This window comes from Marivirga salinae (genome assembly GCF_030503855.1).
In the GTDB taxonomy this organism is placed as follows: Bacteria; Bacteroidota; Bacteroidia; order Cytophagales; family Cyclobacteriaceae; genus Marivirga; species Marivirga salinarum.
The window spans coordinates 2385906-2412875 of the sequence record NZ_CP129971.1; the positions used below are offsets into that span (position 1 = coordinate 2385906).

At 32.7% G+C, this 26970-nt stretch carries 23 protein-coding genes; 19 read left to right on the forward strand and 4 right to left on the reverse strand.

Annotated features, from left to right (window positions below; all coding sequences use genetic code 11):
- Positions 1-5 precede the first annotated feature (5 nt).
- Positions 6-551, reverse strand: a complete 546-nt coding sequence (locus QYS49_RS10050) for a DUF1599 domain-containing protein (RefSeq protein WP_308347099.1) — start codon at positions 549-551, stop codon at positions 6-8.
- Between the two features lie 36 nt (positions 552-587).
- On the opposite strand from QYS49_RS10050, the gene folP reads away from it, so the two are divergent.
- The 7 genes from folP (at position 588) to QYS49_RS10085 (ending at position 5980) form a co-directional block, all read left to right on the forward strand.
- Positions 588-1445, forward strand: a complete 858-nt coding sequence (folP, locus tag QYS49_RS10055; RefSeq protein WP_308347100.1) for a dihydropteroate synthase — start codon at positions 588-590, stop codon at positions 1443-1445.
- Positions 1442-2296, forward strand: a complete 855-nt coding sequence (gene cdaA, locus QYS49_RS10060) for a diadenylate cyclase CdaA (RefSeq protein WP_308347101.1) — start codon at positions 1442-1444, stop codon at positions 2294-2296. Before folP ends, cdaA begins: the two co-directional genes overlap by 4 nt.
- A gap of 256 nt (positions 2297-2552) precedes the next feature.
- Entirely contained in the window at positions 2553-3326 is a 774-nt protein-coding gene (locus tag QYS49_RS10065; RefSeq protein WP_308347102.1) for an enoyl-CoA hydratase-related protein, read from the forward strand.
- A 5-nt stretch (positions 3327-3331) separates the two neighbouring features.
- A complete protein-coding gene (locus QYS49_RS10070; protein WP_308347103.1) occupies positions 3332-4393 on the forward strand; it encodes an aminotransferase class V-fold PLP-dependent enzyme in 1062 nt (353 codons plus the stop codon).
- Positions 4394-4435: 42 nt separating this feature from the next.
- Positions 4436-4999 (forward strand): MarC family protein, encoded by a 564-nt coding sequence (locus QYS49_RS10075; protein WP_308347104.1) that lies wholly within the window; start codon positions 4436-4438, stop codon positions 4997-4999.
- A complete protein-coding gene (gene rnhA / locus QYS49_RS10080) occupies positions 4999-5448 on the forward strand; it encodes a ribonuclease HI (RefSeq protein WP_308347105.1) in 450 nt (149 codons plus the stop codon). Before QYS49_RS10075 ends, rnhA begins: the two co-directional genes overlap by 1 nt.
- Before the next feature lie 52 nt (positions 5449-5500).
- Positions 5501-5980 (forward strand): hypothetical protein, encoded by a 480-nt coding sequence (locus tag QYS49_RS10085; RefSeq protein WP_308347106.1) that lies wholly within the window; start codon positions 5501-5503, stop codon positions 5978-5980.
- A gap of 13 nt (positions 5981-5993) precedes the next feature.
- Here QYS49_RS10085 and QYS49_RS10090 read toward each other — a convergent pair whose 3' ends face one another.
- Both QYS49_RS10090 and QYS49_RS10095 read right to left on the reverse strand, forming a co-directional pair.
- The gene (locus QYS49_RS10090; protein WP_308347107.1) at positions 5994-6716 is read right to left on the reverse strand and encodes a tetratricopeptide repeat protein; all 723 of its coding nucleotides are present in this window, start codon (positions 6714-6716) and stop codon (positions 5994-5996) included.
- 1 nt (position 6717) lies between these two features.
- On the reverse strand, positions 6718-7299 hold the full coding sequence (locus tag QYS49_RS10095) for an RNA polymerase sigma factor (protein WP_308347108.1): 582 nt from the start codon (positions 7297-7299) through the stop codon (positions 6718-6720).
- A 100-nt stretch (positions 7300-7399) separates the two neighbouring features.
- Here QYS49_RS10095 and QYS49_RS10100 point away from each other — a divergent pair, with 100 nt between their 5' ends.
- The 4 genes from QYS49_RS10100 (at position 7400) to QYS49_RS10115 (ending at position 13959) form a co-directional block, all read left to right on the forward strand.
- Positions 7400-8386, forward strand: a complete 987-nt coding sequence (locus QYS49_RS10100) for a hypothetical protein (RefSeq protein ID WP_308347109.1) — start codon at positions 7400-7402, stop codon at positions 8384-8386.
- Between the two features lie 225 nt (positions 8387-8611).
- On the forward strand, positions 8612-10633 hold the full coding sequence (locus tag QYS49_RS10105; RefSeq protein WP_308347110.1) for a DUF7849 domain-containing protein: 2022 nt from the start codon (positions 8612-8614) through the stop codon (positions 10631-10633).
- Between the two features lie 48 nt (positions 10634-10681).
- Positions 10682-13246, forward strand: a complete 2565-nt coding sequence (locus QYS49_RS10110; protein WP_308347111.1) for a CHAT domain-containing protein — start codon at positions 10682-10684, stop codon at positions 13244-13246.
- Positions 13246-13959 (forward strand): tRNA1(Val) (adenine(37)-N6)-methyltransferase, encoded by a 714-nt coding sequence (locus tag QYS49_RS10115; RefSeq protein ID WP_308347112.1) that lies wholly within the window; start codon positions 13246-13248, stop codon positions 13957-13959. The genes QYS49_RS10110 and QYS49_RS10115 overlap by 1 nt, the downstream gene beginning before the upstream one ends.
- Here the strand turns inward: QYS49_RS10115 and QYS49_RS10120 are convergent.
- Positions 13956-15296 carry a saccharopine dehydrogenase family protein gene (locus QYS49_RS10120; RefSeq protein WP_308347113.1) on the reverse strand — a complete coding sequence of 447 codons (1341 nt, stop codon included), beginning with the start codon at positions 15294-15296 and terminating at the stop codon, positions 13956-13958. The genes QYS49_RS10115 and QYS49_RS10120 overlap by 4 nt on opposite strands.
- Before the next feature lie 306 nt (positions 15297-15602).
- On the opposite strand from QYS49_RS10120, the gene QYS49_RS10125 reads away from it, so the two are divergent.
- The 8 genes from QYS49_RS10125 (at position 15603) to QYS49_RS10160 (ending at position 26966) form a co-directional block, all read left to right on the forward strand.
- Positions 15603-16433 carry a CheR family methyltransferase gene (locus QYS49_RS10125; RefSeq protein ID WP_308347114.1) on the forward strand — a complete coding sequence of 277 codons (831 nt, stop codon included), beginning with the start codon at positions 15603-15605 and terminating at the stop codon, positions 16431-16433.
- 22 nt (positions 16434-16455) lie between these two features.
- The gene (locus tag QYS49_RS10130; RefSeq protein ID WP_308347115.1) at positions 16456-17049 is read left to right on the forward strand and encodes a chemotaxis protein CheB; all 594 of its coding nucleotides are present in this window, start codon (positions 16456-16458) and stop codon (positions 17047-17049) included.
- Positions 17050-17405: 356 nt separating this feature from the next.
- Positions 17406-18230 carry a GAF domain-containing protein gene (locus QYS49_RS10135; RefSeq protein WP_308347116.1) on the forward strand — a complete coding sequence of 275 codons (825 nt, stop codon included), beginning with the start codon at positions 17406-17408 and terminating at the stop codon, positions 18228-18230.
- 28 nt (positions 18231-18258) lie between these two features.
- Complete coding sequence (locus QYS49_RS10140; protein ID WP_308347117.1) at positions 18259-21708, forward strand: PAS domain S-box protein; 3450 nt, start codon at positions 18259-18261, stop codon at positions 21706-21708.
- Between the two features lie 93 nt (positions 21709-21801).
- The gene (locus QYS49_RS10145) at positions 21802-22344 is read left to right on the forward strand and encodes a SiaB family protein kinase (RefSeq protein ID WP_308347118.1); all 543 of its coding nucleotides are present in this window, start codon (positions 21802-21804) and stop codon (positions 22342-22344) included.
- 51 nt (positions 22345-22395) lie between these two features.
- Entirely contained in the window at positions 22396-22758 is a 363-nt protein-coding gene (locus tag QYS49_RS10150; RefSeq protein ID WP_308347119.1) for a DUF1987 domain-containing protein, read from the forward strand.
- An 85-nt stretch (positions 22759-22843) separates the two neighbouring features.
- A complete protein-coding gene (locus QYS49_RS10155; RefSeq protein WP_308347120.1) occupies positions 22844-25930 on the forward strand; it encodes an ATP-binding cassette domain-containing protein in 3087 nt (1028 codons plus the stop codon).
- A 133-nt stretch (positions 25931-26063) separates the two neighbouring features.
- On the forward strand, positions 26064-26966 hold the full coding sequence (locus tag QYS49_RS10160; RefSeq protein ID WP_308347121.1) for a hypothetical protein: 903 nt from the start codon (positions 26064-26066) through the stop codon (positions 26964-26966).
- Positions 26967-26970 lie beyond the last annotated feature (4 nt).

Sequence of the window (26970 nt, forward strand, 5' to 3'; positions counted from 1 at the left end):
ATAAATTACTTTTCTTCTTCAAGTTTGATTAAACAAAAAACAGCATAATTAATCATATCCTGATAATTGGCTTTTACAGGCTCGGATATGAGGGTTTTACCTTTATTATCTTCAATTTGTTTCACCCGATATAATTTCATCAAAATAATATCTGTAATAGAGCTTATTCTCATATCTCTCCAAGCCTCACCATAATCATGATTTTTATCCAATAATAACTGTAAAGTTTCATCTGCAACCTTCTCATATTTTGGCATTAAATCTTCCACAGGAATTTCTAAAGGAGCATTTTCAGAAAGAGATTCTTGGATTATGGCAATTATTGAATAGTTAATGATTCCAATAAATTCATTTCTGATGTCTTCTTCAATTTTTTGGGCACCTTTTTCTTGAATGGATCTAATCCGTTGAGCTTTAATGAGAATTTGGTCTGTAATGGAAGGTAATCTTAAGATTCTCCATGCAGTACCATAATCTTTGGTTTTCTTTTCAAAAACATCTTTACACAGCGCAATAACTTGCTTATATTCGCTTTCAGTTTGCGTCATCAACTTTACAGGGTTTTAAAATTTTATAGTAAAAAATTATTGGAAGCGAAAGATAAAGCATTTTCTCATAAAAAAACACTCCTTTCGAAAGGGAACTTAATCGATTTATCCTCTCCGAAGGTTATGGGCATTATTAATGCTACCCCAGATTCCTTTTACGATGGGGGCAAGAATGTAAATCTTGAGAAAGCTGTTTTGACAGCAACAAAAATGTTAGAAGATGGTGCGGATATAATTGATATCGGTGGATATTCTACTAAACCAAATGCCGAAGAGGTTTCTGTGGACGAAGAAGTCAAAAGGGTAATTCCACTAATTAAAACCTTAATCCATAAGTTTCCAGATATCGTAATTTCAATTGATACTTTTCGTTCAAAAGTTGCTGAAAAGGCTGTTGAAGCTGGGGCTTCCATTATAAATGACGTTTCCGGTGGGAATTTGGATAAGGAAATGTTTGAAACAGTGGCTAAATTGAAAGTGCCTTATATATTAATGCATATGAGAGGCACTCCTGCAACGATGCAAAAAATGACTGATTATAATCATTTAATAAAAGAAATCGTATTAGAATTAAGCCAGAAGCTAGAAATTCTTCGTTCCTTGCAAGTGAATGATGTCATTATTGATCCTGGCTTCGGATTTGCAAAAAGCTTGGCGCAGAATTATGAAATACTCAATAATTTGTCCTATTTTAAGCAATTAGAATGCCCTATTTTAGTAGGTGTATCGCGGAAATCCATGATTTACAAACTTTTAGATGTTGAGGCAGTTGATGCATTGAATGGAACAACCGCTTTAAATATGGTAGCTTTACTAAATGGAGGCCATATTTTAAGAGTTCATGATGTGAAGGAAGCAGTAGAAACAGTGAAAATTTATAACCAATTGACAACTTGATTTTAGGATTTACCATAGGGTTTTTAGAAGTAAGCTTAGTTGATATTTTAGATATTGGCTTGGTTAGCTTTTTACTTTTTCAAGTTTATAATTTGATGCGTGGTAGCGTAGCAGTCAGGATTTTTATTGGATTCCTTTCTCTCTATTTAATTTATTTAGTTGTTAGGGCAGCCGAAATGGAATTGCTTTCTGCTATTCTAGGTCAATTTATGGGAGTTGGTGTTATTGCTGTTCTTATTTTGTTCCAACAAGAAATTAGGAAATTCCTTTTGCTTTTAGGGAAAACCACTTCTCTTAATTCAGAAAATGGCTTTCTTTCTAATTTGCCATGGAAAAAGAAAAAGGCAGGAGAAGAATTAAATATTACACCTTTGATTGAAGCTTCCAAATCTTTGGGGGGAACCAATACAGGAGCTTTAATTGTGCTTTCGAAAGGATCTGAATTAAAATTTTATTCAGAGTCAGGTGATTTAATTGATGCCATAGTTTCCAAGCGATTATTGATGGCAATTTTTAATAAAACAAGTCCTTTGCATGATGGTGCTGTTATTATTCATAAAGGTAGAATAACTGCCGCAAGATGTGTATTACCTGTAACGGAAAAAGATGTTCCGGCTCAATTCGGTTTAAGGCATAGAGCAGCAATAGGAATGTCAGAAACCACTGATACCATAATCCTTATCGTTTCCGAAGAAACGGGTCAACTTTCTGTTGCGAGAAATGGGACTATCTATCACAATCTGTCAAATCAGGAAATTAGATCCAAAATCAATGATTACCTGACTGAAGAAAAAAAGAAAAAGCCTAAAGAAGAGAAAAATCCTGTCGCTGAAGAAGAAGTTTCGAAGTAAATATTCGAAGTAATTATTTTTTTTCAATTTATTTTATTGTTTTTATAGGTTTTAAATAACTGATATACAGGTAATTGTAATTATATTAAAAACTTTATAAAAAAATGATTGAGGGGAGGGGTTACTTTTTAAAGGCGAGCAGTATATACTATTACAAACACAAATTTTATTCATACACCTGTTTAACACGAAAAGCCTTCTTTGAAAAAAGAAGGTTTTTCTTTTTTATACTCTCCTGCTTTTTCATATTTACATTATGGAATTTATAAAAGTAAATACACAATATAAAAAGCATATAGCGCTCATCAATCTTAACAGACCTAAGGAATTGAATGCCTTGAATTTGCAGTTGATGAATGAATTGAAGGATACCTTAAAGGCGCTTGATGAAGACGATGATGTTAGAGTAATTATTCTGACAGGAAATGAAAAAGCTTTTGCAGCTGGAGCAGATATTAAGCAAATGGCTGGTAAAACAGCTATTGATATGCTCAATGTTGACCAGTTCAGTACCTGGGATCAAATCAAAAAAACAAAAAAACCATTGATTGCAGCCGTTTCTGGTTTTGCATTAGGCGGAGGTTGCGAGTTAGCTATGACTTGCGATATGATAGTAGCATCTGAATCTGCAAAGTTTGGCCAGCCTGAAATTAAAATTGGGGTAATGCCCGGTGCAGGTGGAACCCAAAGATTAACTAGAGCAATTGGTAAAGCTAAAGCGATGGAATTGGTCTTAACAGGTAATTTTATTAGCGCAGACGAAGCTTTGCATTATGGATTAGTCAATAAAGTGGTGCCTACTGAAATGTATTTGGAAGCAGCAGCTGAATTGGCAGAGCAGATCGCTCAAATGTCTCCTGTTGCGGCTAAATTAGCAAAGGAATCTGTCAATAGAGCTTTTGAAACGCATTTGGATGAAGGATTACATTTCGAACGTAAAAACTTCTATTTAACATTTGCTTCTGAAGACCAAACGGAAGGAATGAAAGCATTTGTAGAGAAAAGAAAGCCAGAGTTTACAGGTAAATAATTTCGATGCAATATAATTTCTATCCCGGCCCATCAAAGATATATCCACAAGTGGCGGGATATTTTCAGGAGGCTATGGAGTTAGGAATCTTGGAAAGGAATCATAGATCAAAAGCCTTTCAAGAATTATTCTCTACTACCAAAGGCCTTTTGAAATCTAAATTGAATATCCCTTTAGATTATGAGATTGTAATGGTTTCCTCTGCAACTGAATGTTGGGAAATCATTTCTCAATCTTTCATCCAAAATAAATCACAACATTTTTTCAATGGAGCTTTTGGTGAGAAGTGGTGCAATTATACCCAAAAAATTCTTCCAAAGGCTGAAGCAATATCATTTGGATTGAACGAAAACCCATCCCTTCAATCTGTTGAAAATGCAGAGTTATTAGCTTTCACACATAATGAAACCTCAAATGGAAGTGCAATATCTGAGCAATTTCAAAAGCAGCTTCGTACAAAATTTTCTAATAGTTTAATAGCTTATGATGCTACTTCCTCCATGGCGGGTTATGAATTGGATTGGGAAATGGGAGATATTTGGTATGCATCTGTTCAAAAATGTTTTGGCCTACCTGCAGGAATGGCATTGATGGTAGTAAGTCCTAAGGCTATAATGAGAGCTAAAGAAATTGATGAAAGTGATCATTATAATTCTTTTAATTTCATTTTAAAAAACGCATTAGATAATCAAACCCATCATACTCCTAATATTGCTAATATCTTTATGCTCAATAGATTGATGCGAAATGTTGAGAATATTTCAGCTATTCATCAAAACTTGAAGAAACGGAAGGAGCAATTTTTTAATGAGCTGTCAAAATTGGAAAAGTTATCTTCTATAATACAATTTAATGAGCTTCAATCAGATACTGTTTTTTGCTTAAGAGGTGAAAAAGATATTATCCGTAAATTAAAAGAAGAAGCTGAAAAAGAAGGGTTTATATTAGGCAATGGATACGGAGGATGGAAAGAGAATACCATCCGAATTGCCAATTTTCCTGCAATTCCAAATCAACATTACATCGACTTGATTAATTTCTTGTTACGTTTTGATAAAATGAATTGAAAGCTGATTTTCTTATCGTACTTTTGCGCAAAATTTTACGATATGCTCAATTTTAAAGAAATTATTTCCGTTTCTCTCATCCTGTTTTCAGTGATTGATATTTTAGGTTCCGTACCGATTGTAATTGACCTTAGAAAGAAACTAGGACATGTGCAATCAGGTAAAGCTACTATTGTAGCAGGTGTTATTATGATTGTTTTTCTCTTCTTGGGAGAGTCTATTCTGAAGCTTTTCGGAATTGATGTGGCATCTTTTGCCATTGCGGGTGCTATAGTGATGTTCTTAATCGGAATGGAAATGGTATTGGGTATTGTTTTATTTAAACATGAAGAAGCCTCTGCCAGTAGTGCTTCTATTATGCCGATAGCATTTCCTTTAATTGCAGGGGCTGGAACTATGACTACTTTAATTTCACTAAAGGCAGAGTATCAAACTTATAATATCATAATAGGAGTGGTAATTAACCTAATTTTGGTTTTTGTAGTTTTAAAAACCTGTGGTTGGCTTGAAAGAAAAATAGGACAAGCAGGATTTAGTATATTGCGAAAAGTATTTGGGATTATTTTATTAGCAATCTCTATTAAACTATTTAAAAACTTCTTTTAATGATTACCATTTATACAGACGGCTCAGCTTTAGGAAATCCTGGCCCTGGTGGCTATGGAGTAGTAATGCGTTTTGGAGACAAAAAGAAAGAAATTTCAGAAGGATATCGCAATACTACCAATAACAGAATGGAGTTGTTGGCAATTATAGTGGCTTTAAAAAGTTTAAAATCTAAAAAATATCCAGTTCATATCTACAGTGATTCAAAATATGTAATTGATTCTATTACAAAAGGTTGGCTCTCTGGTTGGGTTAAAAAAGGCTTTAAGGGGAAGAAAAATATTGACTTATGGAAGCAATATTTAGAAGTTTCAAAAGGTTATGATTTACACTTCCATTGGGTGAAAGGTCATGCAGGAAACTCTGATAATGAGCGCTGTGATCGTTTGGCGGTTGCTAAAGCAGAAAGTGGACCTCACCTTATTGACGAAGGATTCGAAAATAGATAAACGGATTCAACTTTGTTTCGTTAGTAGTGATTGTTGAATAAAATTTAGGTTTATGAAAAAATGGAAATTATTAATTTTAGTATTTGTGTTAATGGGTTCAACCTCCATTTTTGCACAGGATTATAAAACGGCCATTGGTGTAAGGGGAGGTTTTCCAACCGCTATTACGGTTAAACACTTTATCAGTAAAACTGATGCTTTAGAAGGTCTTGTGTCAGGATATAGAGGTGGTTTTGAATTTACGGGGCTTTATCAAAAGCATGCTAATGCATTTGATGTACCTTATCTGAATTGGTATTATGGAGCAGGTGCTCATATTGGAGTTTTTGATGAGACTATTGTTCGTCCAAATTATTATTTCGATGGCCGAGGTAGAGGCTTTACTGTTGGGGTAGATGGTATTTTAGGTTTGGAATATACTTTAACTGAAATTCCTTTTGTTATAGGTATTGACATGAAACCAACCTTTGATTTTGCACCCGAACCAGGCTTGTGGTTTGGTGGAGGAGTCTCATTTAGATTTTATTTTTAAGGAAATTAATTCTTTATAATTTTTCAAGAAGATTTTGAGCATCTTCATATCGGCTTGCAGAGGGATTTATTTTAGTTAAATACTCTTTGCAAGCCGTATAATTTTCCTCCTTTAATTCATTAAGTGCTGCATACCAAAGTGCTTCTTCACTATAAGCATTTTCTTTCTCAATAATTTTATCATACAATTCCTTAGCTCTATTAGCAGAATCTATTTCCATAAAGGCAATAGCTTGATATAAGCTAATGGATTGATTTTGATTATCTTCTTGAAGAATCTGACCAAATAATTTGATGGCCTCAGTATATTGCTCTTGATTAAATGCTTCTTCAGCTTGTACATAAATTTCTCCATCAGCACTTCTTTCTGTTAAATGGATAGTAGGGATTTGTGCAATTTCTTGGTATTGTGGCTTGGATATTTCACCTATTAGAAAATATAAACCAATTGCAATTATGATGGAAGCTGCTACCGCCATTTTCACCCATGCAAATTTAGTTTTCTTTCTAGTTGCAAAATAGTTATCAGAAATATCAGAAACTGTATTTTTAAACTGTTCTAGCTCCTTTTCATTTTTCTCTTTATTTTCTAAGTGTTGATTTAATGATTTATAAAGTTCGAAAGACTCTTTATAATCTTGATCTTGCTCTATTTTTTCCTCATGTACTCTCACCTTATCTGCTGGCAAATCACCTGCTAAGTATGCTTCAAATATTTGATAGTCCTGGTCTTGCATTTTAATATTTTTTAATTGAATTGTATTTTGGAGATGACTTAACTAATTCAGTTAATTTTCCAATACACAATGATTTCTTTTTTCTGGCGTAGGCATACGATATATCTAGTTTTTTGGCAACTTCTTCCATATAATTAATTTGAAAAGAAGTTTTTAATAAATCTTTACACTTATCAGAGAGTTTCTGAAACATTTCTTGAAACAACAATTCCTTTTCTTCATGAAGAGCTGTTTCTTCTGCCATTTCATATGCACTGTCGACTATAGATAAATGATCACTGTCAGTTGTTACCTGTTCTTTACTGTTTTTCTTTAATTCATTTAACCATTTCCTTTTACAGATAAGAAAAAAGTAAGCGTCAAATGGACAAGTAAGCGTTAAACCTTGATTTTGAGCTTGTTTAAAAATGGTGATTAAAACCTCTTGGATGATATCTGCTGCCTGAGATTCGTTGCCATTATTTTTACAAATATAATGAATGACTTTCTCAGAAAAGCTATCATAGATTTCTCTAATAACATTACTGTCATTATGCTTTATGCCATCCACATAATATTGGTCCGGATGTTTTTTTAAGGTCATACAATGGGTTTTTATACGAAAGTAAAAAAAATATATGAAAATGGGGTAACACCGGATAAGTACTGTTGATATAAGGGCGAATCTAAAAAAATAAATAATTATGAAAAATTTTAAAAACTTATTCGCAATCAGCCTTTTGGCAATGGTATTATTTTATGCATGCAATAATGACGATGGTGTAACTGAAGTCGTTCCTGATGAGATTATTGAAACGCCCAGTGCAGAGGAATTTCAGCAACTCCAAGCCACAGCAATTGATCGGATTAGACAGGAAGCGCAGTTTGAAGCAGAGGACGGAATTCAATTCGAGTCAGAAAAGGGAGTGAAATTAAGAATATATGAAGGGACATTAAAACTTAATGGTGAGGATGTGACAGGTCCAGTTGACTTGGAGTTTATTGAAATATTTGATGCAGGTAGTATGTTAACTACTAATAAGCCCACCATGGGTCTAAGAGAAGACGGAAGTAAAGCTTTATTAATCTCAGGAGGGGAATTTTATGTAAATGTGACTCAAAATGGTGAGCAATTAGAAATTTCAAATCATATGCAACTAGTAGTACCTACTGACTTAACTGGTGGTGCCGATCAAGATATGACCTTATGGACTGGTAGAATCGATGATAATGATAACCTTGCTTGGGATGAAGAAGGAGATGGACCTGATGGAGCAGGTAACTTGTTTGTAGAAGGTGATCAATATTTCAGTTTTCTTTCTGGCTTCGGTTGGACTAATGTTGATCGCTTTTACAATGATCCAAGACCGAAAACAACCTTAGAAGTAATAGTGCCTAATGGTTATCACATCCAAAACAGTTCAGTTTACTTGTATTATGATGGAGAACCTTATGCATTAGCTCAATTAGATACATTCAATGAAAGTGCTAATTCTTTCTCAGAGCACTATGGTGAAATTCCAATTGGATTGGAAATGCATGTGATTTTTGTATCAGAAGAAGACGGAGAATGGAAATATTCTATACAGCCTCAAACTGTTGAAGATGGTGATGTGTATACTTTTGAGGAAGATGATTTCATTACAGGCACTGAGAATGATGTATATGATGCAATAGATGACTTACCGTAATCATTAATTTTTAAGATGGCTTTGCAGTTTTATTGCAAAGCCATTTCATTTTAAAACAAAGATCATGTTTTTTAGAAAAAGAAGATTTAAATGGGTGTTTTTTCTGCTGATGCTGATGGTCATTTCTCTTGTGTTTTGTGATACTTATTTAATAGAGAAAAAATTCAGAATGATAGATAGCACATATGATTACATAAGTATTATTATTCGATAAATTATATTAATTTGTCGAATAATTTATTAATTTCAAGGTTGAATGTAACTACGCTTAGTCCGATGTATAAATTTACTTTCCTTTTTTTACTCTGTTCTCACCTTTGTTTGGCTCAACAAATAAACCAGAGTGATACTGTTGTTCGAGAAGCAAAAATTGAGTCCACCGTTTTAGGGAATAGTGTTAAATTTGGTGTGGATACTCCACCATTAATTCAGATCTCAGGTGCCCCTAAAGGGTATTACACTTTTTTCTGGGAATTCGGAGATGGAGAATTTAGCAAGGAAGAAAATCCTGAACACACTTTTGATAAAAGAGGAGATTATAATGTTAAACTTTGGGTGACCAATAATTATGATGCTGGTAAAACTCCTACTACCAGACCAGAGAAAGTGAAAATTGACTCAGTGAATTTAGAATCAAATACTTCAGCTTCACTTTTGGGAGAGAATAACATAATAGATTTTACTAAAAATCGAGAACCAATTCCAAATGAAGATTTAGTAGTAGTATTAACCTATAAAAATCCATATAATGAAATAATGGATGGTCGGCTATATTTTTTTTATAACGAATCAATATATAAGTCGGATAATTTTCAATTAACTGACATTAGAACTTATCATGGTGAATATCCGATAATTACAGAGGATAGAATCACAGATATTGATGCAAATCCATTCCAATCCATGCTAGCATCAAATGGAGATGGTTCTTTTAAAACTCCTTTCCTAATTCAAGACACTACAGATCAGGAGACCTTGCAAAAGAAGATTGAAGAATCTAAAAAGAAATTTAAAGAAATGAAGCAAATTGGATTTTCCGATTTCCAGCCAGGAGAGGAGAGAAATATATTCTTTCAATTAAGAACCACTCCTGAAATGCTGAAGGATACAAGTGCCATAATAAGCATTAGAAGTGTTTATATTCCAAATTCTAATTCTGCTAATCATAGTGTAAAGGAAATGGAAATGGAAATTGTAACTTCTCATGACCCCAATAAAATGACTACAAATGCCAATTTGATGGATTTTAGAAATCGAAATCAAAAGGATTTTAAGTATAAAATTCAGTTTCAGAACAATGGGGAAGGTCCTGCAAATACCGTCCGTTTGGAAACAGATATTCCTGAAATATTTGATCAAAAGGAAATTGAACTGCTAGATTTTTATCCTAAGTGTGAGATTTGCCCTGAAGTGGATGTTGCTTATAGTTGCCTCGATACTACCTTTTTGGAAAATAAGATCATTTTTACTTTTAAAAATATATACTTGCCAGGGAGTAATCAAAAAGGAGTGAATTCTTATGATTCTACCAAAGGATTTGTGAGTTATAAAATTCCATTAAAAGGTAAAATCAAGAAGCAAAAAACTCAAAGCCAAACGGCTATTTATTTTGATAAGAATGATCCTATTATCACAAATTATGCAACCACTCGTTTTACACCAGGACTTTCTGTTGGAATAAAAGCAGGTGTTATGCGAATTGCTAGTTTACAGAATTATCAAGAATGGTTTCTAGGTGCAACACTATCAAGTTATCAAGCATTCAAAGGCTATTTGCAATCCGAAGTTATGATTGGATCTAACAACTATACTAACAGTAAAACTTTTACCGAAAGAACCCAAAGAGATGAGTTTTTTACTGAGGTTTATGATTATGAGCAACAATCAGAATTTCAGAATTTGAGCTTTTATTTAGTACCTACATCTTATCGATATAACCTAACTGATTTTCTAGCGGTAGGAGCAGGACTACAAATTAAATGGGATATTCGCTCTAAAATTGAGAGAGAAACAACAGGGGAATATACAGAGGTTGTTGAGATTGAAGATTATGAACGTAGAGTTCCTGAAAGGGATACTTTTGAACAAGAAACGATAAGCAATACATTTACTAATTTCAATAGTGCAGCATTTTTAGATCTTAATGTTGGGAAAGTGAGGATTGGTCCAAGTGTTGGTATTCGTTACCATCTTTATTTTACAGCACCAACACATCAATGGCAGTTCTATGCTAGTTGGAAATTTTAAGGTTTTATGAAGTTTGAAGTGACTTGCAAACCATATTTAATTCTCTCAATGTCTGTTTTATTGGTTTTTGTATTGAATTATACTATAAATGCTCAAAATTTAAGTGATAGCATTTATCATGATTTGGATGAATTAGTTGCAGAATATCCTTCTTTAACCGCAATCAATACCTATCAATTAAAAATTGAGGAAAATTATTCAAATCTGAAATCAGATGAAGAGCGATTGGCATTGGTTATAATGCATTGCAATTTGGGCTATTATTTGAAAGAATATGAAAAACATTATGATGCTATTCAGCATTATCGAAAAGCATGGAGTCTTTATAATAATTATGATTTAGCTAATTATGATATCATAGAATATTGCCTGAAGCCTTTAGGGAATCTATTAACCATAACAGGAAACTTTGCGGATGCAGAAAATATCATTAGCCATTATATGAAGCTGGCCCAATCCAAAAAAAATGAGGAGGCTTATACTGCAGGAGTAATAAATTTATCGGTGGTTTACCATAATATTGGAAATTTTCATGATGCATTAAATTTGCTGGAGAATCATCTTGAAAATGGAAGAGTCTCTGAATCCCAAAAAGAACTGATACAAAATAATATAGCGACCAATTTATTGGCTCTGCAAATGAATGAAGAAGCTCAAAAGAAAATTGAGAGTCAAAAAGAAATATCTATTTCAAGCTTGAAAAATAAAACTCAATTATTGATTAAAGAGAATGAACTTACTGCTGCCAGAAGCATTTTTAAAGAGATTGAACTCCTTTTAATTGAAAAGGGGAGTCCTCGACAATTGGCTAAATTCTATGTGGAAAAATCCAGTTTTCATTATGCTCAATTAGAAAAAGATAGCGCTCTTGAAAATCTTAATGAGGCACTAAGTCTATTACTGCCGAATATTGAAAAGCAAGAAGTTCGGAAGAATAAACCCTTACTTTATCCGGAGAATACATTTATTGAAATTTTTGATGCTTATGCCCAATATTCAGAGGGATTAAACCGTAAACTCAGCTATTATGATTTAAGCTTCCATGTTGAGGATTTATTAATGGATAAAATAAATGATCCGCAATCACAATTGATTTTTCAGACTTCTAATAGAAAAAGGAGTGAAAAGTGTTTGCAATTATTATATCAGGAATTTCAAAAGTCAAAGAATGACGCTTTAATATGGAAGGCATTGAGTTATGCAGAACAAAATAAAGCTAGGGTTTTAAAAGGCTCTTTAAACAAGAAATCATTGATTGATGAATATCCGAATGATAGTTTGCTCCAATTTCAACAACATTTATTGAAGGAACAGCAATCACTGATAGGAAAGTTAGTTCGAAAACAATTTTCAAATCCTAATGATAGAGAATCAAAGTTGAACCAAGAATTCATTGATTTAAGCTTTAAAATTAGTGAAACACAAAATCTGATAAATGAGAAATACCCTCAATCTGATGTGAAAAATAAAATAAATTGCGATTCACTACAAAAGCAATTAAAAGCAGATGATGCACAATTGCTTTATTTTTTCTTCGGAGACAAAGATTTGTTTTCATTCCGAATTGATCATTCAATTATCAGTTGGAAGAAACATAGGATTGATAAAGGTTTTAAAGAAGATATGGCTCAATTTATTCGACTGTTTGAATCCCCATCTCTCATAAATAATGATATCCCTCATTTTGTACACCAATCATTTAAGTTTAGTCAGATATTAGGGAATGATATCGATGAGAAGCATAGAAACTTAATAATTGTTCCAGATGGTTTGCTGAGTTTCTTGCCTTTTGAAGCTTTAATCAGAGAAAAAATAGACCACAAGAATTTTAGTAATATGCCATTTTGGTTGAAGGAGAACACTTTTTCATATAATTTATCTTTAGAATTTTATCAGCAAAATCAAAAAGACATCAACTTGGAAAGCTTTTACGGAGCTTTTCCAATTTATAAGAACACTGATCGATATCTGAAGAGTTCTGAAAAAGAAGCGGAAATGCTACATAAAAAATTCAAAGGCAAAATTGATCAGAATGAAAATGCGACTAAAGCTAATTTTTTAGAAAATGCGGATCAATTTGATGTACTGCATTTATCAACCCATGCTTCAGGCGGTAGTTTTACTGTCCCTGCTTATATTGAATTTATAGATGATGTATTACTTTTACCAGAACTTTATGCCCAAAATTTGGAAGCAAGTTTGGTGGTTTTAAGTGCCTGCGAAACAGGAGTAGGGAAAATAATTAAGGGAGCAACGCCTATGAGCTTAGCAAGAGGTTTTCATTTTGCGGGAGTACAAAACATTTTAATGACTCAATGGAAAGTGAATGATTTTACTACTTTCAATTTGATGAATCATTTTTATGAGGATTTGCAAGGTAATCAATCACCTTCACTGGCTATTCAAAATGCTAAAACTGTATACTTAGAAGATAAAACTATTAGTAATTTGGAGAAATCACCCTATTATTGGGCTGGTTTTACCTATTATGGAAAACCAAGCACCGAAGATCAAAATGAATTTGAATTCAGATATTTTTTCATAATAGGATTGATAGTTATCATGATTTGGGTAGGTTTTTATTTAATAAGGAGAATTCAAAAACACTCATAATGTCCATATTTCAATTCAAAGAGTTCACTATTCAGCAGAAAAATAGTCCGGCTAAAATCACTACTGATGCAACGGTTTTTGCGGCTTCAGTTCAAATTCCATCAAATGTAAGATCCGTTTTGGAAGTGGGCACGGGTACTGGAGTTCTATCTTTAATGTTAGCTCAGCGATTTTCAGATATTAAAATTGACGCAGTAGAAATTAATCCAATTGCTTATGAAGAAGCCGATGAAAATTTCGAGAATTCAAAATATACGGATAGGTTAAAAGTTATTTTAGCAGATTTTAATGGATTTAAATCGGAGGGAAAATATGATTTGATTTTCTCAAACCCTCCTTTTTTTCAAAACAACCTGCAATCCCAAACTAATCATGGTAAAAACACGGCTTATCATACCAATCAATTGTCTTTTAAGTCCTTAGCGAAAGGATTAGATTTGAATTTAGCTGAGAAAGGAGAAGCTCATATTATGCTTCCCTTCTACGAAATGTCATTATTTGAAAAAGAAATGAAGACAATAGGATTTCGGTGCAATAAAAGCATTGAATTAAGACATCAAGCAGAAAGTAAAATAATCAGGCTTTTTAATGTATTTGATAGGGGAGAAGATAAACAAAATATAGATAAGCAAAAGATAATAGTGAGGGATGAAAATAATATTTTTCATCCCTCTTATATCAATTTAATGAAAGATTTTTTGACTATTTTTTAATTGTCAATTTCTCTTTCTCTTTCATTAAAGCTCACACCCATTCCTTGTAATTCCTTCAAGATCGGAGCATATATTTCTTCCTTAATAGGCACTTGAACTCCTCTTAATTTAATATTCTTGTTCAAAATGTTTTTCACAGCAATTCCTAAAGGCCAGCCAACTGTTTTTGACATAGCAGTTTCTTTCTGATCATCTCCAATAGAAACAATAGAGGAATCCAATTGATATTTTTTGCCTTCCAATTCATATTCAAATTGGTGCTGCATTACAATCATATCCTTATCATCAGGATCCAAGCTCATTTTTTCTTCCATTATGGCTTGCATTACCTGAGCAGGACTTCCTTCTGTGATTGGCACTTTCTTATCTTCAAATATTCCCATCCATTCCAGTCTTTTGAATACATCAGAATCTTTTTTGATATCAAGGCTTTCACATAGTTTATCTTCTACGGAAGTGGATTTGTCATATTTTAAAAAGGTATTAATAAAGTCTCTTTTTGACATTTCTTCTAGTCCTTCCATTTTGTAAGTGTCATCCGTAACGCCCAATTGCACGAAAACATCCCAAGCATCACAAAATCCAGCTTTTCGGAAAGTCCCTCTAATTAAAGTAGGAATATCTTCTATTCCATAAACCTTTCTATATGCTAAAGAATCTCTATTAGGATAACCTTCAAAGTCACCTAATTCTGCAACTTCAATGGTTTCATATCTGCTGAATAATTTATGGTAAGGGATGTATTTATATCTCCCATTTCTTATAAATCGAGCAGTTCCTTGTCCAGCCAAAACAACATTTCTTGGATTCCAAGTAAATTTATAGTGCCAAGGGTTATTATCACTTTCAGGTGAAACTAAGCCACCAGTATAGGATTTGAAAGAAGTTAACTTACCACCTTTTTTTCTGATATTGTTCATGGCTTCCATAGCAGTCATGTGGTCAATTCCAGGATCTAGCCCACACTCCATCAAAATTAAAGTGTTTTTACTTTTGGCTATGTCCGATAAATCATTTACCTCTGGACTGTTATAAGAAGCCGTCACCATATGTTTTCCCAAATCAACACATGCAGTGGCAACTTTTGGGTGAAAACGGGCAGGCAACATTGAAATCACTAAATCAGCTTTTGCTATTTCATCTTTAGTTTGGATTTCATTTAAAATATCGAATTGAATAAATGATGTATTTGGATGCCCTCCAGCCTTTTCTTCGGCAAGTTTAATATTGAAATCACCAATTTTGATATGCCACTCTTCTTTTTCAGCATTTTTTTTAAGGTAGTTAATTAATGAGGTTGCAGATCTGCCTGCACCTAATAATAAAATGTTTTGCATAGTTTTTTTAAGTTTCCAATGGGGCAAAGTTATTAATATGAAATGCACAAAAAACAGACAAGCAAAAAAAATTAGTCGAAAAACGTAATTTAAATAACAATTTGTAAGAACAGCTCTTTATTATTGCAGTTATAATTAAATAATCTTAATATTAAATGACATTTAAATATTTTAGATTTCTTCTTTAAATCATTTTTAGATTTTCCGAAAGATTAATATAAAACATACATACAGGATGTTTTTACGATTGATTTTTATTACTTGTAAGAAAAAAATGTTTTTAAGTAGAACTGATGCATAATCCACATGAATAGACAGGATATAGAAATATCGGATTTGAGGCGCATTACTGAATTGGTAAAGGAGCAATACAGATATGATTTTACCAATTATGCGATGTCCTCATTTCGAAGAAGGATACTTCGAATTATGGAACTCTATAAATTCGGGTCTGCTGATTTATTGATTAAAAGACTAAAAGATGATAAGTCTTTCTTTGATGAATTTATTGCAGAAATCACTGTGAATGTAACAGAAATGTTCCGTGATCCTCCTTTTTGGCGTGAATTAAGAGATAATGTAATTCCCAACATTTTACTGAATCATAATACCATTAGCATTTGGCATGCCGGCTGCTCCTCCGGTGAAGAGGTGTTTTCAATGGCTGTTTTACTTAAAGAAATGGGTATTTTGGATAAAGCCAAAATCATAGCTACTGATATTGACAAAGTTATTCTAGAAAAAGCCAAAAAAGGTCATTATTCCATGAAGAACATGGAATTGAACGAAAAAAACTATATCCGATTCGAAGGCAAGAATAATTTCAAAGATTACTTTAAAGAAGAAAATGGGAAAGCAGTAATGGATAAATCCTTGATCCAGAATGTGTCTTTCAGAGAGCATGATTTAGTACAAGGTGTAGTCTTTAATAAATTTGATTTGATCCTGTGTAGAAATGTGATGATCTATTTTAATCAAAACCTGCAAAATGAAGTGTTAAAAAAGCATCACGAAAGTTTATTCAAGTATGGTTATCTAGTGATAGGCTCCAAAGAATCTTTAATCTGGTGCGAAATTGCTAATAAGTTTATTGTAGTAAACAACGAAGAGAAAATTTATAAGAAAATTAAAGACTGAGGTCTGTACAAAATAGTACTCAATGGCTCGATTTAATCTTGATAATAAATATAAAGCGATCGTAATCGGAGGATCAGCGGGTAGTTTTCAGGGTATAACCCAAATTCTATCAGCAATTCCAGCCGATTTCAGCTTACCTATTATCCTGTGTTTACACAGATTAAAACATGTGCGCAATGGATTTGTGGAGGCATTGTCTATAAAAAGTATCAAACCTGTAGTTGAGCCTTATGATAAAGAAAATATTAAAAGAGGTAAAGTGTATTTAGCTCCAGCAAACTATCATCTTTCAATCGAACTTGGTAATTCAATTGCTCTTTCAACAGAAGAAATGTTCAATAATTCTAGGCCTTCAATTGATATTACTTTGGAAACTGCTGCTTATAATTATAGAGATAAATTAATAGGTATTTTATTGTCTGGGGCGAATAAGGATGGCGCATTGGGGATGAAAAGAATTAAGGATAGAAAAGGGCTGACAATCATCCAAGATCCTGAGGAATGTATGATAGATACAATGCCTACGGCTGCAAAAAATATAACGGAAATTGATTATACTTTAAAAGTGCAAGAGATTATCCAATTTTTGAAGGAATTGGATAAGTTGTATAAATGATTTTTAAATTATTGCCTGAAAAGCAATACAATTATATATATTTGATGTTGTTTGCTCTTTTGCAAGCTGACGATTTTTTGGAAATTAATTGACTTAAAATAGAGTATAATATGTGGTATTATTTATTTAATTAAATTTAGAAATTGACAGTTGTTCAAAATTTTTAATTAATTAGTGTAGTATTTTTTACCACGAAAGTATTTGTTTATGAAATTCATAAAATTCCATAAAACAACTTAAAAGTAGTTATTTATACATGAAATGAGGATAAATTTTAGACATCTTAATATACCAACCGAAGATGAATAAAATTTGTAGCGAATTCCATGAAGCAACTTTAATACAGTTATATACGCATGAAAGCATTATATAAAAATTTAGCACTCATTACCTCTTTGCTTTTTACATTAAGCATAATAGGACTGGCATATTATTTATTCATTTTCCCAGAACGGATTGCTAATGAAACCCATCTTATTAGTTTGATGGAAGTGCCAGAATTAAAGCCTGTTTTAGATGAGCTTTATATTTTAAGTGGAGTATCAATTCTATTAGGCTTTATTTCTATCTTATTACACCTTTTTAATAAGAACAATGATGATGAAAGTAATGTGGTGTATATAGAGAAATTCAAAGATAAAAAGGATTCTAAAGATGCAGCAAGTGAGCAAGGTAGTGATGGAGATGTAGATGAGGAATTACAAGAAATAAATAGTAAAATTAAAAAGGAACCAGATAATAAATTAAAGGCTGAGAAAATTTTATCTTATTTGGCAGACCAATTAGAAGCTAGCCAAGCAGCAATTTATTTGGCCGGTAAAAAGGATGATAAAAACGTTATTACACTCTTTGCTTCTTTTGCTTTTGTTTTACCTGAAAGCCAAACCGTATCCTATGAATTTGGTGAAGGCTTAGCAGGTCAAGTTGCAAAAGAACAAAAATTGATCAATATTTCAGATATTCCTGAAGGGTATATCAAAATACTATCTGGTTTAGGAGAATCAAATCCAGCACATCTTATATTGTGTCCGATTATGAAAGATAAAAAGCTGATAGGGGTGGCGGAAATTGCTTCTTTTAAAGCTTTCAATAAATCTCATGAAGTGTTGGTTGAAAAATCCTTGGCATTATTAGCTAATGACCTGGAAAAAGGGCAGCAAAAAGAGAAAAAAGAAAAATAGTTCATTTTTTAGTATCAAAGAATTCAATATGTTTAAAAACATAAAAATCGGGACTAAAATTACAGCAATATTACTTTTTGTAGTATTGGTAAGTGTAGTTACTGTAAGTTTTATTACCTACAACATGAACCGAGATTCAATTGAGAAATTGAATTTTGATAAGTTGATGTCTCATACATCTCAAAAAGCAGAAAAGATAGATAATCTTTTCAAAGGGATTCAAAATAATGCCAATCATATATCTGGATTATTATCCATCCAATCGGGCATCAGGAAGTATCAAGAAGAGGATACAACTGTTAATATGGATAGCTTGAAAACAGCTGTTTTATATGAAATTGAATCTGATTTGAGATCTTTTGTAGAAAATTATCCCATTCATGCTGTAATATTAACCAATTTGGATGGCGAGGTAATATTCAATTCTAACAATTCAATAGAAGCACTTTCAAAAGGAGATAATCTTAAAGCGTTAGATGAGGATTTCTATAATTTAGCTATTAATTCGGCCACATTCAATAAACCTGATGAATATGGTGAAGATGAATTAGTTCTGTACGGTATGCCTTTAATCGATGATTATAATAGCCCTGCGGGATTGTTGGTTTTGGTGAAAAATACAGAGCCCATCTATGAAATTGTAAAATCCAATCCAACGGGATTTAAATCTTATGAAAGTATATTAACAGCTCAGAGTGAAAATCAAGCTCTATTCCTTTCTCCTTTAAAACAAGTTGCAGATAGTCTGCAGCCATCAGCTGTAACTCTAAAAAATGAAACTTCCATTGGAGTTCAAAAGGCTGCTTTAGGTGAAAATGGTTTTGCCAAAGATGTTGATTATAATGGTCAAGAGGTTTTATCCGCTTGGACTAGTATTCCATCAGTAGGTTGGGGAATAGCTTCCAATGTGAGTGAGGAGGAAGTAAATGAACAATTGAACGGATTACTTAAGAAGTTTATATATACAGGATTAATAATTTTATTTCTTTCGCTCATCATTTCAATTATTTTTTCAAGGGTGTTATTGAACCCAATTCTTTCTTTAAAGGAAACATTAAAGTTATTAGGGAAAGGTATTTTGCCTAATAATGTGCCTAAAAAGTCTGATGATGAGATTGGGGATATGGCATTGATTTTAAATGGTTATGTTTCCTCTCTTAAAAACACAGCCAACTTCGCAAAACAAATTGGAGAGGGTGATTTTAAAGCCGATTTCAAACCTATTTCGGAAGAAGATACTTTAGGGAACTCATTAATTAATATGAGAAACTCCATCCAAGAAGCTGAAAAGCGAGATAAAGAAAGGAATTGGATTGTAACAGGTGTTGCTGAAATAGGGGAGATTCTCCGTAGCAATGATAGTTTGGAGGACTTAGGTGATGAGATTTTAAAATATGTTACCGAGAAAATAGATGCAATACAAGGAGCTTTTTACGTGTTGAACGATGATGACTCGGATAATTATTTCTTAGAAATGAAATCCAGTTATGCTTATAACAAAAAGAAATATTTAAAGGCTCAATTTAAATTTGCAGAAGGTTTAGTAGGCCAATCTGCAATTGAGCAAGATACCTTATTAAGAACGGAAATTCCTCATGACTATGTAAGTGTAACTTCTGGTCTTTTGGGTGATCAGCGACCAAGCTGTATTTTAATTGTTCCTTTAATTACAGATGAAAAAGTTTTTGGTGTTTTAGAATTTGCTGGGTTCCATAAATTTGACTCCAGTCAGGTTAAATTTGTAGAAGAAATCAGTTTGATTATTGCCAGAACGGTATTCAACATTAAGGTAAATGAAAGAACCCGTAAATTATTGGCAGAATCACAAACCATGAGTCAGGAGCTTCAAGAGCAGCAGGAAGTATTAAGACAGAATGCGGAGGAAATGGAAGCCACTCAAGAGGAGTTGAAGCGAACCAACCAACGATTAGAAGATCAAATAGAAGAAGTGAACCGCACACAGAAGCGTATGCAGTTATTGCTTGAAAATGCTTCTGAGGTTATTACTATTTATGAGAAAGATGGTATTGTTCGTTATATCTCACCTTCTGTAGAGAAGATTTTAGGTTACAGACAAGAAGATATCATAGATACTACAGAGCTGGATAAAGTACATCCAGATTCAAGAGATGAGGTTCATAAGCAATTCATGTATTTAGTGGATCACCCAGAGGATTCTATCACTATGCAACATCAATATTTAAATAGTGATGGTGAATATGTTTGGGTAGAAGTGACTGGATCAAATCAATTGGAAGATCCAGCTATTCAAGGAATTATATTCAATACAAGGGATATTACTGAAAGAAGACGTGCGGAACAAGAAGAGCGCATGAGAAGTAAAATGCAGGCCTTATCTGAAAACTCTATTGATTTGATTACTCGAATTGATAATGAAGGTAAGTTCTTCTATGTAAACCCAATGATTGAGCGATATACAGGTAAACGTCCTGATGAAGTAATTCAAAAAGGATTACATGAAGCCGACATTGAACCTAAAATAGTAGAAGCATGGGCTCAATTATTAGAGAAAGTTAGAGAGCAGAATGAAAAAGTTACTGAAGAGGTAGACTTCCCATCGGAATTGGGAGATAGGGTAATGCAAGTAAATGCAATCCCTGAATACGATGAAGAGAAGGTACTGGAATCTATTTTGGTTGTTTCTCATGATATTACGGATAGAAAATTAATTGAATTAGAAATTGCCAGTAAGAATAAGAAGATTACTGAGTCAATTAATTATGCTAAGCGTATTCAAGGTGCTATTCTTCCAAATAATCAAGTCATCAGACAAAAACTACCTGATTCATTTATTCTTTATAAAGCAAAAGATGTGGTAAGTGGTGATTTCCCTTGGTACATTGAGGTAGATGATGTTATTTACATTGCAGCTGTTGATTGTACAGGACATGGAGTGCCAGGAGCATTGATTTCCTTAATAGGGTATTTCTTATTGAATGATATCGTAAGGTCACAGAAAATTAGTGATCCAGGTGTGATTTTGGATAAATTGGACGCAGGTGTTACTTCAACTTTACGTCAAGATAGAGATGATTCTACCACTAAAGATGGAATGGATATCGCCTTCTGTAAAATTGACAAGAAGAATAATCAAATCGAATATTCAGGTGCTCACCGTCCATTATATTATTTACATGCAAACGGAGAGTTGGATGAAATAAAAGGTAATAAATTCCCAATTGGAGGAGGTATTTACAGAAATCAAACTAATTTTGATAACCATAAGATTAAATATAAATCAGGTGATTCAGTGTTTTTCTGTTCAGATGGATTTCCGGATCAATTTGGTGGCCCACAAAACAGAAAATTTGGGCCTAAGCGCTTAAGACAGACAATAGTCGACAATCATAGCAAATCTATGGACGAAATGCATATAATATTTGACGAAGCATGGGAAAACTGGAAGGCAGACTACAAACAAACAGACGATGTTCTATTAATTGGTATTAGATTTTAACTAGGAAAAGTTTAATTATAAATAAAATTATTTAATTTAAGGCTTGAAATGAATTGGGCTATATTTGAAACGGCTTATTAACCTAATAACAACATGAAGTATATATATGACCTACATAAAACCATGCTGTCAAGAAACCTTATTTTGGTTTATGAGGGGGAGTTTACCCAAGAGATAACCAAATCGGTTTTGGCAATGGCAGAACGAAACATGGATTCTATGGGTGAGGAGTCTAGCATCAAGAGGAAAGTTTTCAATGTGATGGTAGAATGCTTACAGAACATCGTGAAACATTCTGATGATTTTAACCCTTTATCTGCTAAGCGAAATGCCGCTATTTTTATAATAGGCAAGGAAGACGACCGCTATGTGGTAACAAGCGGTAATCCTGTTGATACTGAAGCAGCAAATGCTTTAAAAAAGAGATTAGATGAAATCAATGGTCTTGATAAAGATGGTTTGAAATCTATGTATAAGGATATCATCAAATCTAATAGCCTTTCTAATAAAGGAGGAGCTGGATTGGGTTTTGTAGATATGGCCCGAAAGTCAGGGCAAAAGCTTGAATACGATTTTGAAGATATGGGAGAAGGATTTCAATTTTTCTCACTCACTACAACAATCTTAAGATTCTAGATTTATTATTAATATAATTAACAGTTACAACTTTAAATTTTATAATATAACATGGAAATCATTAACCTAGAAGGCACAGAAGATACCCCGAAAATATTATTGGATAAAGGGAATGGGATTTTTGAAATCTCTGGAAGATCTTTGCCGGAAGATTCCGCGGAATTTTATCAACCAATTTTAGATTGGATTGCAGCATATGGTGAAGATCCTAATCCTGAAACTTTATTTACTTTTAAATTAGAATATTTTAATACAGCGTCCTCTAAATTAATTTTAGATGTATTGTCTGCATTGGAAGATATCGATGGCGTTTCTATCGATTGGTATTTTCATGAAGATGATGAAGATATGGAGGAAGCTGGTGAAGAATTTTCTGAACTAGTAGAAATTCCATTTGAATTTAAAACTTATTGATTAAATTCATCAGGATTAAATTTTTTTTAGGCCATGTTGCTATGGCCTTTTGTTTTTCTAAAATTTGCTATAACCGTCTTTTTATATGAGTGAAGAGATACTCAAAGCCTTAACTCAATTATTTGGAATTATTACCAAGCAGGATGGGGGAGCCACTGAAAAGGAAAGAAATTTCGTTATTGGTTTCTTCCAGCAAGAGCTTGATCAAGACTCTATTAAAGAGTATTTAGAGCTGTATGATAAATTAGTAGGGTGGGGAGAAGAACCTTCTGAGGAAGAAGACGGTAAAGCAAAAAAGAAAAAATTAACCTCAGTAAGAGATTCGGTTAGAACTCTTGCGATATGTAAAAAGATTAACAAAACACTTACCCAAAAGCAAAAAGTGGTCGTTTTGATCAAGCTTTTGGAGATGGTATCTGCCGATAAAAATTTCACACCACAAAGAATGGAAATCATTGATACGGTTTCCAATGTCTTTAACATCGTAAAAGATGAATTTAAGTTAATTGAAAGCTTTGTCATAAAAAGAGAATCTGATGATTTAGAACAATTTGACGATATTCTTTCTGTTAATAATGACACTCCTGCTGAAGATAGCTTGCATGTGCATGCTGATATAGATGGCGAAATACTTTTCTTAAATGTGAGAAGTGTGGACATGTATTTCGTAAAATATACGGGTACTGAAGAAATAAATCTGAATGGATTTATAATGAAAACAGATGGTGTATATCTGTTTTCTCATGGTAGTACAATCAAAACTCCAAAAGGTGCTGCTTTATATTATTCTGAATTAATTAGAAAATTCTTGTCTGATGGAGAGCAAGTTAACCTTTCCTTTAATGCAGAAGATATTGTATTACAATTTCCCAATGGCGAATTAGGATTAAGAAATGTAAATGTTTTCGAAGGACCAGGTGAACTAGTGGGTATAATGGGAGCTTCTGGTGCTGGAAAAACTACCTTATTAAATGTTCTTGCAGGAATTCAAGCACCGACATCAGGTCACATCAAAATTAATGGGCTTGATTTAAATGAAGATAAAGAAGAATTACAAGGTATTATAGGCTATGTTTCTCAAGATGACCTTTTGATTGAGGAACTAACAGTTTATCAAAACCTTTACTATAATGCAAAATTATGTTTTGCGAAAATGTCCGAAGAGGAAATCCATGAAAGAGTAATGGATACTTTGGAAAACCTTGGTTTAGAGGCAAGGAAAGATTTACGAGTAGGTGGTGTTTTAGATAAAACGATTTCGGGTGGACAAAGAAAGCGACTAAATATCGCACTTGAGTTGATCAGAGAACCAGCTGTTATGTTTGTTGATGAGCCAACTTCCGGATTATCATCTCGTGATTCTGAAAATGTAATCGATTTATTAAAAGAATTAACCTTAAAAGGGAAATTGATATTTGTGGTTATCCATCAACCCTCATCAGACATATATAAAATGTTTGATAAGATGATTATCATGGATACGGGTGGATACCAAATATTTTATGGACATCCAATTGAGGCGGTTACTTATTTTAAGAAAACTACCAACCAGGTTGATGCTGACAGAGGCGTTTGTCCTACTTGTGGTAATGTTAATCCTGAGCAAATATTTAATATAATTGAAGCTAAAGTTGTTGATGAATATGGTCAATTAACTAATAAGCGAAAAATTAACCCAAGTCAATGGAGAGATTTTTATCATGATAATTTTGACCATAAAAAGGTGAAAGATGAAAGTGAAGCACCTCCTTCAACATTATCAATACCCAATAAATTAAAACAAACTGTCATATTTACTATTAGGGACACGCTCTCTAAATTAAGTAATAAGCAGTATTTATTAATTAACTTATTAGAAGCTCCATTCTTAGCTTTATTATTAGCTTTTATCATTAAGTACAGAAGTGCACCTTCGGGAGATGATTATATCTTTAGATTTAATGATAACCTACCTGCATTCCTATTAATGAGTATTATTGTTGCGCTCTTTATGGGGCTAACAGTAAGTGCAGAAGAAATTATTAGAGATAGGAAAATTTTAAAAAGAGAATCCTTTCTAAATTTAAGTTGGAATAGCTATTTACTATCCAAAATAACCATACTATTCACATTGTCAGCTATACAGACATTTACTTATGTGGTGATAGGAGTGTTAGTATTGGAAATCAAGGATGCAACTTTTAGTATGTGGGCCATTTTATTCACAACATCTTGTTTTGCGAATGTTTTGGGGCTTAATGTGAGTTCTGCTTTCAAATCAGCGGTAACTGTTTACATTCTAATTCCTTTGCTGCTTATCCCACAAATGATATTAAGTGGGTTGTTATTTAGTTTTGATAAGTTAAATGACTTTATCAGCACAAAAGGAAAAGTACCTATTGTAGCAGATTTGATGACCTCACGTTGGGCTTATGAAGCTTTAACAGTGGATATGTTTAAAAATAATGGTTATCAGGAATATTTTTATGAAATTGAATCAGATGAAAAAACTGCTGATTTTAAGTCTTCATTTTTAACAAAGAAAATAAGAGAGAAATTAAGAGTAATTGAAAATAATTTGGATTCTAAAGAGCCGGTCGGAATTGAAGAAACTGAATATGCTACTAGGGTCATATATAATGCTTTAGAGAAAGAACCTTTTAAAGGGAATTTGGAAGGAGAAGATTTAGATAAGCTACTTGATCCTGAAACCATCAATCAAGAAAAGATAGGTAAGATAAGTACTTATGTTGATCAATTAAGAGATCATTATATAAATGAGTTCAACTTGGCTGTTAAAAAGAAGGAAACTTTGCAATTTCATTTAGAAAATGATTCTTCTTATCAGTTTAATTTAAATGAAGCGAAAGACTTATATTACAATGAAAGCTTAGCAGATTTAGTGAGAAATTTAACTGTTGAGGACAGGGTAATCGAATATAAAGGACAACTTATTCAACAAATTGATCCTGTTTTTAACAAGCCGATAGAGCCTGATAATCCGCTTAATTACCGTACCCATTTTTTCGCTCCTGAAAAGTATTTTGCCGGAGTCTATATAGATACGTTTTATTTTAATATACTTGTGATATGGTTTATGTCACTATTGCTATATGTGATGTTGTATTTTGAATTATTCAGAAGAGCATTAGGATTCTTTGGGAATATTAAATTGAAGAGAAAAGAATCTTAGCATTTATTTATTTTAATTCTTAGTTTGAGTTGAGTTTAGAATAATCTTTAGAATTAAATTTTATGGATTTTAAAATTGATAATTTGTATTAACTACTGGAATTTCTATTTTTGTTATGATAAAAAATATTTTTATGAAAAACATATTCCTGGGACTGGTTGTAATTGTAACCATTTCGGCCTGCGATTCAAAGAAAAAGCCTTCCGCAGATGAGATATCCGGTGTTTTGGATTCTGTTAAAATTGAAGAGCCCTCAATTTCTGAGGATGTTATATCTGATATTATTCAACAGATACCTTCTCCATTGGAAATATCTACTTTATTGAAAGAATCAGACACAAAGTATGATAAATCTTATTTAAATGATCCTGAAAAAATTTCTGATTACAACAGTAATTATAAAAAGGCATTAGCATTAGGTGTTTATGGAACTGATTTAGGTTATACCAATATTTATGAGCAAAATCAGGATGCCTTATTTTACTTAAATTCTATTAAGTCTTTGGCAGATGATTTAAGTATCGGTCAGTTTTTTGATATAGGTACAATAAAAAGATTAGCTACAAATAGTAAAAATCTTGATTCTCTATTATTGATTACTACTAAGAATTTTAACAACATCAATAATTACCTTCAAGAGCAGAAAAGATCTAATTTGAGTATTTTACTTTTATCTGGAGGTTGGTTAGAGGCTTTATACATAGTTTCTAGGGTTTCAGAGAAAAACCCAGATAACGAGCAATTAAAAGAAACAATAGCAGAACAGAAGATTATTATGGATAATGTTGTTTTATTGATGTCTTTTTATGTTGAAAGCGATCCTAATATTAAACAATTGTCCGGAAAGTTTACAAAGCTTCAGGAGGAATTTAATAAGATAGAAATAAAGACTGTTTATCGTGAACCAACCTATGAAGTAGTAGATGGCATGCTTGTTGTTAAGGATAATAGTACAAGTGAAATCATTATGGATGATGAGAATATTGAATCTATAAGAAATCAGGTTTACGAAATAAGAGAGAACATTATTAACTAAGAAT

Coding starts and splice junctions, on each gene's coding strand:
- QYS49_RS10115 (WP_308347112.1), top strand. CDS start 13,246: ATGTCCATATTTCAATTCAAAGAGTTCACTATTCAGCAGAAAAATAGT.
- QYS49_RS10135 (WP_308347116.1), top strand. CDS start 17,406: ATGAAAGCATTATATAAAAATTTAGCACTCATTACCTCTTTGCTTTTT.
- QYS49_RS10140 (WP_308347117.1), top strand. CDS start 18,259: ATGTTTAAAAACATAAAAATCGGGACTAAAATTACAGCAATATTACTT.
- rnhA (WP_308347105.1), top strand. CDS start 4,999: ATGATTACCATTTATACAGACGGCTCAGCTTTAGGAAATCCTGGCCCT.
- QYS49_RS10145 (WP_308347118.1), top strand. CDS start 21,802: ATGAAGTATATATATGACCTACATAAAACCATGCTGTCAAGAAACCTT.
- QYS49_RS10090 (WP_308347107.1), bottom strand. CDS start 6,716: ATGCAAGACCAGGACTATCAAATATTTGAAGCATACTTAGCAGGTGAT.
- QYS49_RS10075 (WP_308347104.1), top strand. CDS start 4,436: ATGCTCAATTTTAAAGAAATTATTTCCGTTTCTCTCATCCTGTTTTCA.
- QYS49_RS10155 (WP_308347120.1), top strand. CDS start 22,844: ATGAGTGAAGAGATACTCAAAGCCTTAACTCAATTATTTGGAATTATT.
- QYS49_RS10160 (WP_308347121.1), top strand. CDS start 26,064: ATGAAAAACATATTCCTGGGACTGGTTGTAATTGTAACCATTTCGGCC.
- QYS49_RS10150 (WP_308347119.1), top strand. CDS start 22,396: ATGGAAATCATTAACCTAGAAGGCACAGAAGATACCCCGAAAATATTA.
- QYS49_RS10095 (WP_308347108.1), bottom strand. CDS start 7,299: ATGACCTTAAAAAAACATCCGGACCAATATTATGTGGATGGCATAAAG.
- QYS49_RS10070 (WP_308347103.1), top strand. CDS start 3,332: ATGCAATATAATTTCTATCCCGGCCCATCAAAGATATATCCACAAGTG.
- QYS49_RS10125 (WP_308347114.1), top strand. CDS start 15,603: ATGAATAGACAGGATATAGAAATATCGGATTTGAGGCGCATTACTGAA.
- QYS49_RS10100 (WP_308347109.1), top strand. CDS start 7,400: ATGAAAAATTTTAAAAACTTATTCGCAATCAGCCTTTTGGCAATGGTA.
- QYS49_RS10110 (WP_308347111.1), top strand. CDS start 10,682: ATGTCTGTTTTATTGGTTTTTGTATTGAATTATACTATAAATGCTCAA.
- QYS49_RS10085 (WP_308347106.1), top strand. CDS start 5,501: ATGAAAAAATGGAAATTATTAATTTTAGTATTTGTGTTAATGGGTTCA.
- QYS49_RS10120 (WP_308347113.1), bottom strand. CDS start 15,296: ATGCAAAACATTTTATTATTAGGTGCAGGCAGATCTGCAACCTCATTA.
- QYS49_RS10065 (WP_308347102.1), top strand. CDS start 2,553: ATGGAATTTATAAAAGTAAATACACAATATAAAAAGCATATAGCGCTC.
- QYS49_RS10130 (WP_308347115.1), top strand. CDS start 16,456: ATGGCTCGATTTAATCTTGATAATAAATATAAAGCGATCGTAATCGGA.